10 protein-coding genes and 2 pseudogenes are annotated in these 16,230 nt (G+C 37.1%); 10 read left to right on the top strand and 2 right to left on the bottom strand.

The features are described from left to right. Positions 1–7 precede the first annotated feature (7 nt). From ftsY to HZI73_RS11945, 5 genes and pseudogenes are all read left to right on the top strand, one after another. Complete coding sequence (ftsY, locus tag HZI73_RS11925) at positions 8–970, top strand: signal recognition particle-docking protein FtsY (RefSeq protein WP_212698447.1); 963 nt, start codon at positions 8–10, stop codon at positions 968–970. Between the two features lie 783 nt (positions 971–1,753). Then, the gene (gene lysS, locus HZI73_RS11930) at positions 1,754–3,316 is read left to right on the top strand and encodes a lysine--tRNA ligase (protein WP_212698448.1); all 1,563 of its coding nucleotides are present in this window, start codon (positions 1,754–1,756) and stop codon (positions 3,314–3,316) included. 323 nt (positions 3,317–3,639) lie between these two features. Then, positions 3,640–3,981, top strand: a pseudogene (locus tag HZI73_RS11935) (P-II family nitrogen regulator); the annotation flags it as partial. A gap of 37 nt (positions 3,982–4,018) precedes the next feature. Beyond that, positions 4,019–5,236: pseudogene (locus tag HZI73_RS11940) on the top strand (ammonium transporter); the annotation flags it as partial. Between the two features lie 313 nt (positions 5,237–5,549). Then, positions 5,550–7,064: an alpha-L-fucosidase gene (locus HZI73_RS11945; RefSeq protein WP_212698451.1), complete on the top strand. Its 1,515-nt coding sequence runs from the start codon at positions 5,550–5,552 to the stop codon at positions 7,062–7,064. Between the two features lie 257 nt (positions 7,065–7,321). Here HZI73_RS11945 and HZI73_RS11950 read toward each other — a convergent pair whose 3' ends face one another. Then, positions 7,322–9,121 carry an ABC transporter ATP-binding protein gene (locus tag HZI73_RS11950; protein WP_212698452.1) on the bottom strand — a complete coding sequence of 600 codons (1,800 nt, stop codon included), beginning with the start codon at positions 9,119–9,121 and terminating at the stop codon, positions 7,322–7,324. Beyond that, positions 9,111–10,886 carry an ABC transporter ATP-binding protein gene (locus HZI73_RS11955; protein ID WP_212698453.1) on the bottom strand — a complete coding sequence of 592 codons (1,776 nt, stop codon included), beginning with the start codon at positions 10,884–10,886 and terminating at the stop codon, positions 9,111–9,113. Before HZI73_RS11955 ends, HZI73_RS11950 begins: the two co-directional genes overlap by 11 nt. Before the next feature lie 187 nt (positions 10,887–11,073). Here HZI73_RS11955 and HZI73_RS11960 point away from each other — a divergent pair, with 187 nt between their 5' ends. From HZI73_RS11960 to HZI73_RS11980, 5 genes are all read left to right on the top strand, one after another. Further along, positions 11,074–11,928, top strand: coding sequence for an AraC family transcriptional regulator (locus tag HZI73_RS11960; RefSeq protein ID WP_212698454.1), 855 nt, complete (start codon positions 11,074–11,076; stop codon positions 11,926–11,928). A gap of 127 nt (positions 11,929–12,055) precedes the next feature. Next, positions 12,056–12,868 carry a MurR/RpiR family transcriptional regulator gene (locus tag HZI73_RS11965; protein WP_212698455.1) on the top strand — a complete coding sequence of 271 codons (813 nt, stop codon included), beginning with the start codon at positions 12,056–12,058 and terminating at the stop codon, positions 12,866–12,868. Positions 12,869–13,090: 222 nt separating this feature from the next. Further along, entirely contained in the window at positions 13,091–14,431 is a 1,341-nt protein-coding gene (locus HZI73_RS11970; RefSeq protein ID WP_212698456.1) for an ABC transporter substrate-binding protein, read from the top strand. A gap of 69 nt (positions 14,432–14,500) precedes the next feature. Continuing rightward, positions 14,501–15,376 (top strand): carbohydrate ABC transporter permease, encoded by an 876-nt coding sequence (locus HZI73_RS11975; protein ID WP_212698457.1) that lies wholly within the window; start codon positions 14,501–14,503, stop codon positions 15,374–15,376. Positions 15,377–15,387: 11 nt separating this feature from the next. Further along, positions 15,388–16,227 carry a carbohydrate ABC transporter permease gene (locus HZI73_RS11980; protein WP_212698458.1) on the top strand — a complete coding sequence of 280 codons (840 nt, stop codon included), beginning with the start codon at positions 15,388–15,390 and terminating at the stop codon, positions 16,225–16,227. Positions 16,228–16,230 lie beyond the last annotated feature (3 nt).

Below are 16,230 nucleotides of genomic sequence, written 5' to 3' on the forward strand. Positions count from 1 at the left end.
GGAACATATGTTTAAAAAGAAGGATAATCAAGAAAAAGATACCCAAGAAAAAAAAGGTTTTTTTGGTAAGCTGGTTAAGGGATTAACCAAGACACGGGATAATATTCTAGGTGGTGTTGACCAAGTCTTGGGTTCATTTACAAAGATAGATGAAGATTTTTATGAGGAGTTAGAGGAAGCATTAATTGTGGCTGATCTAGGTGTCAATACAGCCATGACCATTATGGAAGACTTGCGCCAAAAAGTAAAAGAGAAAAAGATAAAAGATACAGCTGAAGTTAGAGATTTATTAATGGAAGAGTTACAAGAACTCATGAAGAATGAAGAGAATCTCTATGATTTTACAGAGAAGAAGTCCATTGTTCTAATCATTGGTGTTAACGGTGTTGGAAAGACAACAACCATCGGCAAGCTGGCTCATCAATACAAGGAAGCAGGTAAGAAGGTCATACTTGCAGCAGGTGATACCTTTCGGGCTGCAGCCATTGACCAGTTAGCAGAGTGGTCCAATCGGGCTGGCGTTGAACTGATTTCACAACAGGAGAATTCTGACCCGGGTGCTGTTGTTTATGATGCTGTTCAAGCGGCTAAAGCACGTAATGCCGATATATTAATCTGCGATACAGCTGGACGTCTCCATAATAAGAAAAACCTCATGGAAGAGCTTAGAAAGCTATTTAAAATTATTAGTCGGGAGTATCCAGAAGCCCATAAAGAGGTTTTGCTTGTACTGGATAGTACAACAGGGCAGAATGCATTACAGCAAGCCAAGCAGTTTAAAGACATTGCAGATATTACAGGTATTGTGTTGACCAAGCTTGATGGGACAGCTAAGGGTGGTATTGCTATTGCCATACAGACGGAGCTTAATATTCCTGTGAAGTATATTGGTGTTGGCGAAGGTATGGATGATTTGCAGCGTTTTGATTCAGAAGAGTTTGTGACAGCTTTGTTTAATGAAGAGGGTTAAAGAATTAAAAGAATAACTTGACATAGATATTGTTTTTTTATATACTATGTATAATATTATAGGATTAAGGCTGATGATAAGCTGTAATCTGAGCAAATGGCGATGACGAGATAGATGGTTAAGTTGACACGTGAACAGAGAGCTCCGGTAGCTGAAAAGGAGTGACGATGATAACTTAATGAAAAAGCCTCTGAGCTTCGTATGGAACTAAGATTGTCTTAGGGATGTTACGACGTGTTTCTCACGTTATAGAGATAGAGTATACGTAAGATGTTTTCTTGCCGTACTTGAAGAGGTTGATATGGTGACATGTCAATAAACTGAGGTGGTACCGCGAAGTGATAACTTTCGTCCTCAAGAATTGGATTCTTGGGGGTGGGAGTTTTTTTAATGCTTAATATTTGTCTATAATTGCAGGAATGTTTTATGAAGGTTGAGTGAATGAAGGTAAGGATAGGGCAAGACGGCGTAGGTAGGTATCTCTATAAATCAGTTCAGGCCAGTTATCCATAAGAAAAACTAAGCTCACTCCAGTAGATGTTACGAAACCTTAAAACTCCCTGCGGTCAGACAATTAAGGTTTTTAATGTAACATCGACTTCCATTCGCTAAGATTTTCTAATGGATGACTGGAAATCACTTGATTTATAGAGATACCTACCTACTGGGCTGTGTTGTTTGGTGTTTTATAGGGGTTAAAGTATTGGATTTGATGGTGGTATGGGATAGGTGATGTAAAAAATGATGTGTTTGTAATAGAAAATAGATGAAGGAGTGTTGAGGATGCATTGGGCAGAGCGAATAGCTAGGGAGTTAATTGAGAAGTATCCGGAGAGAGAAACGTATGTTTGTGCTTCGGGTATTAGTCCTTCGGGGGCGGTGCATATAGGGAATTTTAGAGAGATAGTGACTACGTATTTTGTGGTGAAGGCGTTGGAGGGGCTTGGTAAGAGGACCAGGTTTATCTTTTCTTGGGATGATTATGATCGGTTTAGGAAGGTGCCCAAGGGGATTGATGGGTCATATGAGCAGTACATTGGGATGCCTTATTCGGAGATTCCGGACCCTTATGGATGTCATGGGTCTTATGCAGAGCATTTTGAGAAGGCATTTGAGGCTTCTTTGGGTGAATTTGGTATTGATGCCCAGATGATTTATCAGAGTAGAGCTTATAAGAGTGGGCGTTATAATCGGTATATCAAGCATGCACTTGATTGCAGGCAACAGATCTATGATGTCATTATGGGTTTTAAGACCCAGGAGCCTTCTGAGGAAGAGAGACAGGCATATTATCCGGTGACGGTATATTGTGAGCAGTGTGGTAAAGATTTGACTGAGGTTAAGGATTATGATGGTTCTCGGTTAAGTTATGGATGTGCATGTGGTTATGAAGGCGTTGTTGATGTTTTGGAGGCTAGGTGCATGAAGCTGGTATGGAAAGTGGATTGGCCTATGCGGTGGATGGTTGAGGATGTGGTCTTTGAGCCAGGTGGACGTGATCATTCGGATGTTGGTGGGAGTTATATGGTGTCCAAGGAAGTGGTCAAGCATATTTTTAATCATCCTGGTCCAGAGTATGCAGCTTATGAGTTTATTGGTATTAAAGGCAGTCAGGGTAAGATGTCCAGTTCAGTAGGTAATATTATGACCCCTGAGGACCTATTGAAGGTGTATACGCCAGAGCTAATTTTATATATGTTTGCCAAGTATAAGCCTAGTGCAGCTTTTAATATTGGGTTAGATGGTGATGTGGTGAGGCATTATACAGAGTATGAGCGCTATAGGGAACGGTACAATAAGGGGTTATTGACGGATGAGGATTTGTGTTATGCCATGACGTTATCAGAAGTTGCTGATACATGGCGGTGTTTGCCCAGTTACAGTCAGGTAGCAGGCGTCTTTCCTCTTGTAAATTTTGATAGATGCGTGTTACAAGATGTGCTTGAAAAGGTTGGGTTAATATACGATAAAGAGGCCATTGAGAGCATTAGTCATCGGGTAGAACATTGGATTACTACTTGGTGTCCAGAGAAAATGATTCGTTTAAATGAGGAGCAAGATAAGGCATATTATGGTACCTTAAGTATCTTGGAGAAGAAGTGGCTGAAAGATTTTTGTCAATTAATTGGTGAGAATGGTGATGAGGATATGGATGTATTAATGGGTGATATCTATGCCATCTGTCATGATGAAGATAAGAAAATTATGCGGACTCAGCAGAAGCGTTTGTTTACGATGATTTATGGATTAACCATTAATGCCACCAGTGGTCCAAGACTACCGCTATTAATGAAAGCCATAGGGTCTAAGAGGCTTCTGTACCTGCTGACGTTTGAAGAGATGTAGTTAGGATAGAAAATGCAAGAAATTAATGTGTGCTTGCAAAAATACATGAAAATAAAATAAATAATCCATTATAGTAGGATAAATATGTATAGAATTATAGAATAAATGAAGGTTGTCATTGGTAAAAATTCAAAAAAATATAAAATGTTATTGACAAATACAAAAAGCACGTTTATACTATAATCAGAATTTAAATCATCATAAATGCAACGAGGTATTATGAGTGGGCAATGAGGTCTACATACTCCGGGTAGGAGTGTGTAGACCTTTTTTGTTTATTTTCAAACATATACTCGTGAATTAAGGGAGGGAACTACATGCATAAAATCACCAAAATCGATATTATAACAAGACCAAGTAAGGTAGAAGAATTAAAAGAAGCGTTAAGTCAGATTGATATTACGGGTATGACATTTTCTCATGTGTTAGGATGTGGATTACAGAAGGGGAAAACAGAATTTTATCGTGGTACAGCGTATAGTATTAATTTATTACCAAAAGTTAAGATAGAAATTGTCGTCTGTGAAGTACCCGTTGAAAAAGTGGTGGAGACAGCTAAGCAGGTTCTTAGGACAGGTGAAATTGGAGATGGGAAAATATTCATTTACCCAGTGGAAAATGTTATTAAAGTGAGAACTGGGGAAGAAGGCGTGGATGCGCTATAAAATGATGTCATAATAAAATGTTAAAGGAGTAGATAAAATGGATGAAATTAAAATGGTCTTAGATACAATATGGGTATTAATTGCTACAGCACTTGTTTTCTTTATGCAGGCAGGTTTTGCAATGGTTGAAACTGGTTTTACGCGATCCAAGAATGCAGGAAATATTATCATGAAAAACTTAATGGACTTTGCAGTGGGTTCATTAATGTTTTGGGCTATAGGTTATGGGCTTATGTATGGTGATACATTAGGTTCAATTATTGGAAAGCCTGATTTGTTCTTTTTAGGAAGTACAGATTATACATCACTTATCTTTCAAACTGTTTTTTGTGCGACGGCAGCTACGATTGTATCTGGAGCTATGGCTGAAAGAACTAAGTTTAAAGCATACCTCATATACAGTTTCTTTATATCGGTTATTATCTATCCGGTAGCAGGACATTGGATTTGGGGAGGCGGCTGGTTATCTGATTTAGGTTTCCATGATTTTGCAGGTTCCACAGTGGTTCACTCAGTAGGTGGTTGGTGTGCATTAATTGGTGCATCCATCATAGGCCCTCGTATTGGTAAATATTCAAAAGATGGTAAATCCCATGCCATCCCAGGACATAGTTTAACCTTAGGAGCTCTTGGTGTCTTTATTTTATGGTTTGGATGGTTTGGTTTTAATCCTGGGTCCCAGCTTGCAGCGTCCTCTTCTGCTGATGCAGCAGCAATTAGTAAGATATTCGTAACGACGAACCTAGCCGCAGCAGTTGCAGCAATCGTTACAATGGGTGTTACTTGGGTTAAGTATAAAAAACCGGATGTATCCATGACATTAAATGGTGCTTTAGCTGGACTGGTTGCTATAACAGCTGGATGTGCTGTTGTAACACCTGTAGGTGCTGCTATAATAGGTGCATTGGCAGGTATCGTTATCGTATTTGGTATAGAATTTGTTGATAAAGTACTTAAAGTCGACGATCCTGTTGGTGCAGTAGGCGTACATGGTATATGTGGTGCATTTGGTACACTTATGGTCGGATTATTCTCGGCAGATAGTGGCGTTGGTCTTGGCTTATTTTATGGAGGTGGCTTTAAGCAACTCGGTGTTCAAGCACTAGGTGTTGTAGCAGTTGGTTTTTGGGTCATTGCATCTGCTTATATCATATTCAAGTTAGTGGATAAGGTTATTGGATTAAGGGTTAGTAAAGCAGAAGAACACGTGGGGTTAGATATTGAAGAACATGGTATTGAAAGCTATGCGGATTTCGAAGTAAGAGGAGCTTAGGAAATGCTGAGTTACAGTCTTTGCAGGTTATAATTGAAATAATGTCAGCTAAATGGTGTGTAGTAAAATAAATATAATGAGCCTCTGATTATTCTTAATCGGGGGCTATTTTAACTTTAAAAAGTCTTTGAATGAAGCATATGAAATAGAAGCATTTTCATATGGGGTGAAGATACTTTCCCAACGAATCCATAAAAAGAAGAAAAGTACATATATATGGTTAATAAGTACATGGATTAATTACTCAGGACAGTGTAATCTAAAAAAAAGACTTCACATAAGGAGGCTGGCATAGATGTATTTTAATAATGCCATAAAAGAAAAATATAAAAAACGTCGTGACGATATGCTTAGGTTACCCAGAACAGAAGGGGTCGGTCCCTTTAAAGCCACAGATGAATCGTTGAAGCAGTACCAGTGTCCCCAATGGTTTAGAGATGCTAAATTTGGCATATGGGCACATTGGGGTCCTCAATGTGTCCCCATGTGTGATGGTTGGTATGCCCGGAACATGTATATGGAAGGTTCCAAAGCATATCAGTATCATCGAGAACATTATGGGCATCCATCAACGTTTGGTTTTAAAGACATTATACCTCTTTGGAAAGCTGAAACCTTTGATCCAGAAAAATTAATGGATAAATATGTGGCGGCAGGTGCTAAGTATTTTGTTGCACTTGGTGTGCATGTGGACAATTATGATTGCTGGCATTCCAAGTATACGAAATGGAATGCAGTCACGTTAGGGCCTAAGAAAAACATTGTAGGTATGTGGCAAGAAGCTGCAAAAAAGAGAGGATTAAGATTTGGTGTTTCAGAACATCTTTCTAATTATTATTACTGGTTAGGGCCAAGTAAACTGGCGGACCAAGATGGCAGCCATAAAGATATCCTCTATGATGGTAATGACCCGGATTATGCGGATTTGTATTTTTCACAAGTACATGGCACAGATATGAGGGTATTTAATACACCGGATATAACACCTGCATATTGGCAGCATGAATGGTTCCACAGAATGAAGGATTTAATTGATCAACATGATCCAGACTTATTCTACATTGATGGGGGTATACCCTTTGGAGACGTTGGACGCCAACTGATGGCATACTATTATAACCATAATCTTCTATCCAATAAAAAGCTGGAAGGTGTATTTAACATCAAGAATATTTCCAACCTCTGTGAATATGTAGAAGGGGTAGGTACCTTGGACTTGGAACGTGGCGTGGCAAATAAGATTACCGAAGAGCCTTGGCAAATTGATACATGCCTTGGAAATTGGTTTTATGAAAAAGGTTACCCATATAAGACAATTCATCAAGTGGTAGCATTTCTCGTTGATACCGTCAGTAAAAACGGTAATTTGCTTCTCAATGTACCCCTTATGCCCAATGGGGAAATTGACGAAACTTGTGACCTTTTACTTAAAATATTAGGTCAGTGGCTTGATATAAATGGTGAGGCCATATACGGAACACGACCTTGGCGGGTATACGGGGAAAATATAAAAACAAAATTGAAGGCTACAGAGAGTAAAAATGAAGATGACTTTATCATAGGAGATAGGGAACTGCGTTTCACGAAAAAAGACGATGTTATCTATGTCTTTGGATTTACATGGCCAAAGGATGGTAAAGTTCGTATACAGGCCATTAACCCATCAGATCATGTGACCCATGTGAAACTTCTGGGTTGTAATGAAGCCATTGGGTATGCATTTATAGATAATGGATTAGTTGTTAACCTTCCCAAAGAGCCATTAACGGACATAGCATTTACATTAAAGGTTTCTACCAATGGGGAATAAAAGCTATAAGTTACTACCCATTGTATACTACAATAGCTCAAGTCATATGTAATGTATATTCTCAAACATCATACCTGAAAAGAGATGGTTTCACTATGGTATGTAAATCACCAACTGGTCATGTTATTATTGTTAAAAAAGCCAAGAACTCTATGCTAGGATGCGTAGCGTTCTTGGCTTCTATTATGTAGTCCATTTTGTAAATGTCAGTTCAGTATTCCGAAATATAAATCCTTGTAAAGTTATACATTAATCCTTTAAAGTGCTATGTCATTATTCAGAATCTCATACTGTGTCATGAATAATTTATAGTAAGCGCCTCCTAAGTCAATGAGCTCTTCATGTGTGCCTGCTTCAATAATTCTACCATCACGGATATAGAAGATGCGGTCAGCATTCTTGATGGTTGCAAGGCGATGAGCAACAACAAAGGAAGTACGACCTTCTAATAAACGTTCTAAGCCTTCTTGGAGTGCCATCTCAGTTTTGGTGTCAATGCTTGAAGTGGCTTCATCTAAGATGAGTATGGCAGGCTTGGCAAGGAGAGCTCGAGCAAAAGAAATAAGTTGCCGCTGTCCAACAGATAGCCTGGAACCTCGTTCATTGACTTCTGTTTGATAACCATCTTGCATTTTCATGATGAAGTCATGTGCTTTCACTTCCTTAGCAGCTTGAATAATCTCTTCTTCGGTTGCATCCCTTTTACCGTAGCGGATGTTATCCATAATTGTACCAGAAAAGATGAATGTATCTTGCATCATAATGCCCATCTGCTGACGAAGTGATGCAAGTGTTACCTTCTGTATATCATGACCGTCAACGAAGATGTCACCTTCTTGTATGTCATAAAAACGGCTGATAAGATTAATAATGGTTGTTTTTCCTGAACCTGTAGAACCAACGAGAGCAATTCTCTCACCTGCTTCAACATGAAAATTAATCCCTTTTAGAATTGGATTATTTTCCTCATAAGCAAATCCCACATTGGAGAAAGTGACACTGCCTGCAATGGTTGGGATGGGATAAGCATCTTTTTGATCTTTAACAACAATTTCTTCATCAAGGGTTTCAAATATTCTCTCCAAATAAGCCATGGCCATAATAATTTGATTGTAAAAATTACTAAGGTTCATAATGGGACCCCAGAACCTGCCAATATAACTTACAAATGCAACGAGTGTACCTACAGTGATGATGTATTCACCATAAGCAAGCCAGGACGTACCCATGTAGAAAAGGAGTGAAATACTTAAGGTTGATATATTTTCAGAAATCGGCCACATAAGATGTACCAAGCGCACAGCTGACATCCATGATTTTTTATAGGCGGAATTACACGTGTTAAATATGTTTTTGTTTTCTTCTTCACGGGCAAAAGATTGGGTCACCTTAATACCGCAGATGCTTTCGTGAACATAGGCATTTAGATTGGATTGTTTGCTGCTCACCCTTTGCCAACGAATACGTTGTGCCCGTTTAAGTAAGAATGTAACCACAATGAGTACAGGTAAACCTACCATACTAATTAACGTTAAGCGCACATCAATGGCAAACATGAATATAACAATAAAGATGAGGCTAAACATATCCGTAATGACATTGATGATCCCGTTTTGCAGTAAATCATTAAGGGCGTTTACATAATTCACCACACGGATAATAATCTTACCATGAGGGCGATTATCAAAGTAAGAAAAAGGCAGTTTTTGTAGATGTAAAAAAATGTCCTCCCTTAATGTATATATTATTTTCTGGGCAACAGAAGACATCAAACGTATTCTAAACTTCAGACAGACACTACTGGTTAACATGGCCAGAGCTAAACCGATGGATATCATGATTAAACCATCAACATCTTTGTCTGGAATTTTATGGTCAATGGCTTCTCGGACCAGATAGGGTCCTAATAGTAGTGCGATACTGGAAATAATCATCAGCATAACGGTTATGGTTAATGCTTTTCTATGAGGTCTAATGTATCCCATCAACCGTTTAAGGTGTTGCCCGTTAAAAAGGGTTTGTAATTCTTCATCTACATCAAATTTATTACGCGCCATAGTTGACCTCCTTCTGACTTGTGTTGCTAGCTACATGGTCAAAATCACCCAATTGATTTTTATAGACATCATAATAATGCCCTTTCTGTTCCAATAAAGATTCATGGGTGCCTTTCTCAATAACAACACCGTCCTCCATGACAAAAATCTGGTCAGCATTTCTTACAGAAGATATTCTATGGGCAATAATGAGTGTTGTATTTTTATAATTAATGGTTTCGATATTCTTTTGAATTTGCTGTTCTGTTTTCAAGTCAAGACTAGACGTTGTATCATCTAATATAAGCACGTTTGGTTTGGTTAATAGTGTTCTTGCCAGAGCAATCCTTTGTTTTTGTCCACCAGATAAACCAACGCCTCGTTCACCAACAATGGTATCATAGCCCTCTGGGAAGCTTTTAATGAACTCATGAGCATCCGCTAATCTTGCAACTTCATAGACCTGCTCAACACTCACATCGGGTACACCATAAGCAATATTTCCTTCAATGGTATCCGTGAAGAGAAAGACATCCTGCATGGCAATGGAAACCACAGAACGAAGGGTCTTTAGATCGATGTTTTTAACATTCACCCGGTCAAGGGTAATAAGACCGTCATCAACTTCATAGAATCGGCATATGAGATTCATAATGGTGGACTTGCCTGATCCTGTTGCACCAATAAAAGCAGCTTTTTGTCCTGGATTAATGCAAAAAGAGACATCTTTTAACACAGGTTCATCTTTATATTTAAAACTTACATTTTTAAACTCAATTTTTCCATTAAGAGGAAAGTCTTCTTCATTTAAGACAACCCCTTCGTTTTTAATGACAGGTTTTGTATCAATGAGGCCTTGTATTTTTTCAGCACTTGCTATAAAGCGCTGTGTATCATTAATGAGCCATCCTGCCATTTGTAAAGGCATATTGACCCGCCATATAACGGTATTGAGTGTTACAAGCTCACCATAGGACAGGTTGTCGTTAATCACCAAGAGACCGCCTACAAGAATAACAACTATAAACATGGATTTGGAGAAAAATTCCATGATAGGCAGGTATTTTTCCCATACAGATGCTGCTAATATCATTTTTTCCTTATAGGCTTCGTTTTCTTTTGTAAATTTTTCGGTCTCAAAATCTTCATTAGCAAAAGCCTTAACCACACGATTTCCGCTGACATTTTCTTGAACAACTGTATTCAGTTTTGAGAATTGTTTTCGGATATCTGAAAATCGTGGCCGAACTGCCTTAGAAAATAGAAGTGCTACACCAAGAATAATAGGGGCTACCGATAAAACAACCAGTGAAAACTTCACATTAATTGTAAAAATCATACCTAGGGCAAACACAAACATCACAACAGCTTTAAGCAGTTGATGGGACACATGTGCTGTAAAATGCCTGATTGCGTCAATGTCACCTGTCATACGTGACATCAGGTCACCTGTCCTATTACTGTCAAAGAAAGTAAAGTCTAATCGATGAAGCAAATCGTACATTTGAGAACGAATTTTAAATATGACGCCTTGAGATAAAGATTCAAATGCCATATTATGTCCATAAGCCATGAGCGTTCTTAGAAGTGCGACGCCAATAATTGTCAGTAGATAAGGCTGCAGCAGACTATAATCTTTTCCTTCAATCACCTCATCCACAATTTTTCCAATATAATAGGGTATAATGACACCTAGAAAAGAAAAAATAATGACGGAAGTGTAGCCATAGGCCATCTTTCGTTTATGTAACTTCATATACTGCCATATCCATTTTAATGCTTTCACAGAACCCACCTCGTATACCTTTCGTTAGTTTTGGTCATTATAAATATTTAGTTCTATTCTATGTGGATTATTAGATGATAAAAATGGTTCATTTTATCCTATAGATGTAATATTTTATCCTATATGAATTTACTTTGAATACTAAATAGTTTATGATAGAGTTATATTTTATATTAAGGAGAAGTCTATGGAAGAGTATCATATTAAACCCGATCATTTTAACCCGAAGATATTGTATTGCTTTACCCTGTCCTTTGATGGAGAGAGTCCAACGCCTTCACACCAACACGATTTTATATCTTTAATATATATATTATCTGGAAGTTGTCGTTACAAAATTGGTCAGGAACATTATCAGGTCAAACCTGGCGATCTGATCATTTGTAATGCAGGTGTTTATCACCATCGCTTGTTGGCTCCAGAAGAGCAAGTTGAAGAACTACATATTGGTTTCTGTAACTTAAAGTTGCAAGGATTCCCCAAAGAACAGATTATTTCAGAGCATGATTCACCGATACTTGAATTTGTAAAATACGGTCAGTCGTTTCACAATTGCTGTGAGGAAATTATTCATGAGCAAGAAAAAAATGACGCCGGTAAACCATTGCTACTAAAATCATTGACCATGAAACTGATTGTGCTGATACTCAAAGAAAAGTATTTTTCTACGGTATTAGAAAAAAGTAACGGTATCATTATTAAACAGTATGATAAACAATCCATTGTGAATACAATTGTTGACTATATTACGGAAAACTATATGAAGCCCATATCACTGACTAAAATAGCAGAAAACATATACTTAAGTCCGGTGTATACTTCAAAAATCTTCAAAGAAGTGATGGGGGATTCGCCCATTAATTATTTAATTAAATACCGTTTAAAAAAAGCTTGTGAACTTTTTGAAGAAGAGACAGCCATTAAAATCGTAGCCAAAAAAGTGGGTTATGAGGATGCTTATTATTTTAGTAAAGTGTTTAAAAAACACTTGGGATTGTCCCCATCTAAATACCTTGTGGCAAAGAAAAAAACATTATTGTAAAGCAATAGACGTGTTGGGTGATTGACCTTACATCATATGTATTGAGCGTCTTATTATTTTATGATAAGATGAAAAAGCAGATATAAAATAGCATTTAGAATATGTGACGTCGCTAAAGGAGGGCATTATGGATATATGGAAGTTAATGGACATATATGATTCTGAGTTGACTAAGGCAGATAAAAAAATAAAGGCCTATATTATCAAAAATGAACAAGAAGTTATATATTCGTCCCTAACACAGATGGCAAAGGAAGTAAAGGTAGGGGAGACATCCATATTAAGATTCTGTCGTAAATTAGGATACAGTGGGTTTCAAGATTTTAAAATAGAACTTGCCAAACAATCGCATCAAGAAATAGAAGAAGTATTAACTGTTGATAATTATGTGGATAGAATTGCTCAAAATATGATGACGTCCATTGATAACACACGAATGATTATTGATCAGAAAGCATTGGACCAAGCCGTTCAAAGACTTCGGCAGGCTAGACATATACTTTTTTATGGCCTTGGTGCATCGGGTATAACGGCATCAGAAGCTAGTGGGCGTTTTACGAGGATTGGATATTTTACACAGGCTATAAGTGATAATCATTATCAACTTATTCATTCTGCAATCATTAAACAACAGGATGTGATCGTTGCTATTAGTTTATCTGGATCAACAAAAGAAATTATTGATGCTGTGAAAGTTGCTAAAGAAAATGGTGCTTGCATCATCGCCATAACCAATCAAAAAAAGTCACTGTTAGCTACTTTGTCTGATATTGTGTTGATAACAGCTGGGAAAGAGAAACCTTTAGAAGGAGGATCTCTTATAGCTAAAATAGCTCAATTATATATTATCGATTTATTATGTACAGGATTATCCTTAGAGGATTATCAGCATACACTTGAAATCAAGGAAAAAACATCCCAAGCCATTTTTAATAACTGAACATGTCATTTATGTTGACAATTGAAGCCAAATCCATTTTTTTAAATGGTTTTGGCTTATTTATTACCCAAAATTGGCATATTAAACATTGAGCATAACTTTTATTAACAGTTATGATATTTTTTTATTGCTTTTTCATAAGAAGTTTGCTATAATCCGAATAGGAGTAACGCTCCATTTTATAAAAATATTTTAGGATAAATAATCCAAGGAGGGTAATTGATGAAAAAATTTATGGTTGTTTTATTGGTATTAAGCTTAACACTCAGTATGGTAGCATGTGGTAACAAAGAAACATCACAAGATAATGACAATCAGCAAAACAGTAATGGTAATGTCGATAGTAGTGGTGATAAAGAAAAAGATAAGATCATTGAGATTGATTTTTGGACCATGTCTTTATCACCAACTTTTGACGATTATATCAACGGTATGATTGAGGCTTTTGAGGCAGAACACTCATCCATAAAAGTGAAGTGGACAGATGTACCTTGGGGAAATATGGAGACAAAGATATTAACAGCCGTTGCTGGAGGTTCTGCTCCTGATGTTGTTAACCTTAATCCACAATTTGCAGCAAAACTAGCTACTGCAGGGTCCTTGATTAATCCTGAAGCATATATGAGTGAGCAGGAAAAAGATGCTTATTTTAAGTTCATTTATGAATCAAATGCATATCAAGGTAATATATTTGCATTGCCTTGGTATATAACCAATAGCATCACAATCTATAATACGGATCTCTATGAACAAGCAGGGGCTGATGTGTTTACATCCTATGATGATTTAATTCAAGTAGCGAGAAAGATTAAAGAAGAAACAGGAAAATATGCTTATTTTCCATCCTTTGACGGTACACATCTATTGGAAACCATTGCATCCAAAGGCATTCCACTTGTGAAAGATGGAAAAGCCGCATTTAACACAGATGACATGAAAGAGATGATTGAGCTCTATACCACCTTATACAAAGAAAAGCTTATTCCAACAGAGATTCTAACAGGTGGGCATCAAAAAGCTAGAGAAATGTATATGTCAGGTGATGTGGCTACTTTAATCAGTGGACCAACCATGCTAGGACCTATCAAGAATGATGCACCTGCTATTTATGATATAACAGATGTTGAAGAAGCCCCAACCAGTGCAGTTGGCCATCACAATGCTGCTATTATGAATATAGCCATCCCAGAGCAAAAAGATGATACGAAGTATGAAGCTGCAGCTAAATTTGCTCTATTTGTAACCAATGCAGAAAACCAATTGGCGTTCTGTAAGGTAGCAGGCACAATTTTACCAGCTACAAAAGCCAGTTTAGAAGATAGCTATTTTAAAAATGATGACCAAACCATAGAAGGAAAAGCTAAAATGATTGCTGCATCGCAATTAGAAAACTCTAAAGCGCTTATTCCTCCAATGGAAAAATTATCAGATCTTAACGATATTATGGTAGATGAAGTTCAAAAGGCAATGATTGGTAATCAAAGTAGTGATGATGCCATTAACAATGCTCTTGAAGGATGGAATAAAGTGTTAGAAAAAGTTGAACACCCAATAGATTTCTAACCATATTCTTATTTACCAGAGGGTTATCTGCGATAGCCCTCTTATAAAGTCTTTGAAAGGTGTTGGCAAATGAAAAGAAGAAAAGAACTCCTAGCTTGGATCTACTTAATGCCTGCTATTCTTATCTTAGCAGTATTCATGTTTTATCCTATGATTAGATCCCTATCGCTAAGCGTAAGTAACTTTAATTTTATAGGTTCTCCTTCATTTAATGGGATGGAAAACTATCAAGAACTGATAGAGGATAAGAATTTTTTAGCTGCTTTATGGAATACAGCACGATTATCTGTTGTGGTTATTATTGCCAATATTATATTACCTATTCTATTAGCAGTATTGGTTAATAGACAATTTAAGTTTATCAATTTTTTTCGAGCAAGTTATTATGTACCCGTTATTACGTCTATGGTTGTAGTGGGTATTATATGGCAAGGATTATATGCAGAGTATGGCATTATTAACTATATATTACTTGAATTAGGGCTGATTAAAGAATCATTTAATTGGTTAACCAATCCAAATACAGCCCTTATGGCTGTTGGCATGGTGATTATTTGGCGTGGATTAGGTTACTATATGGTCATTTATCTTGCTGGATTGCAGAATATACCAGAAAGCTTATATGAGGCAGCAAGAATTGATGGTGCAAATAGATTTAAACAGTTTATATCAGTAACCGTACCTATGTTAATGCCTTCAATTGTTGTTGTTGCAGTTATGACAACCATTAATGCTTTGAAGATTTTTGATGAGATATACATCATGACTCAAGGAGGGCCAATTGGAAGTACGGAGACATTAGTTTATTTTATCTATAATCAAGCTTTTGATAAGTTGAATGTAGGTTATGCTAGTGCGGCAGGTGTCATCTTGTTTGCTATATCACTATTGTTTTCAGTTATGCATATCTTTTTGTCACGTAAATCAGAAGAACATATAGGATAGGAGTAGTTTGCATGAAAACTAAGCAGTTTAAAAAAGTACTCAATATGGTATTAGCATATGGGCTACTGATACTCATTGCCTGTATGACATTAGGGCCATTTTTATGGTTGGTGGGTACATCACTTAAATCAAGCGGAGAGGCAGTATATGGCTATCCTCCAATGATGATACCCGATCAACCAACACTTCATAATTATGTTAGAGCCATGGATGCGTTTCCATTCGTACGTTATTTAATGAACAGTGTCATCGTATCGCTTATCATTGTAGTATGCAACTTGGTTTTTGCATCTTTGGCAGCGTATCCTTTATCAAGGTTTAACTTTAAGGGTAAACATGTGGTATTTATTCTTATTTTATCCACCATGATTGTACCTTTTCAATTACTCATGATACCACTCTATGAATTGTGTTTCAAAATGAATTTACAAAATTCCTATATAGGGCTGGTTATACCCCATGCCATAACAGCATTCAGTATCTTTTTAATGCGTCAAGCTTTTATACAAATACCAAAAGAGCTAGATGAATCCGCTTATATGGATGGTGCATCTACTTTTCAGATACTTGTGCATATCTTATTGCCATTGGTTAGACCATCATTAGTTACTTTAACAATATTTAACTTTGTTGCAGCATGGGGTGACTTCTTATGGCCTCTTATAATCGTTAACGATCAAAATCTATATACGTTACCATTAGGAGTGAATAAGCTTAATGGCATCTTTGTTTCGGATATGCGGGTCATATCAGCAGGTGCTATTTTGTCCATTTTACCCATGATTGTCGTCTTTATTACACTACAAAAACATTTTGTGAAAGGTGCGACAGCAGGTGCAATTAAAGGTTAGAGG

The sequence above is a fragment of the Vallitalea pronyensis genome, assembly GCF_018141445.1.
GTDB lineage: Bacteria > Bacillota > Clostridia > Lachnospirales > Vallitaleaceae > Vallitalea > Vallitalea pronyensis.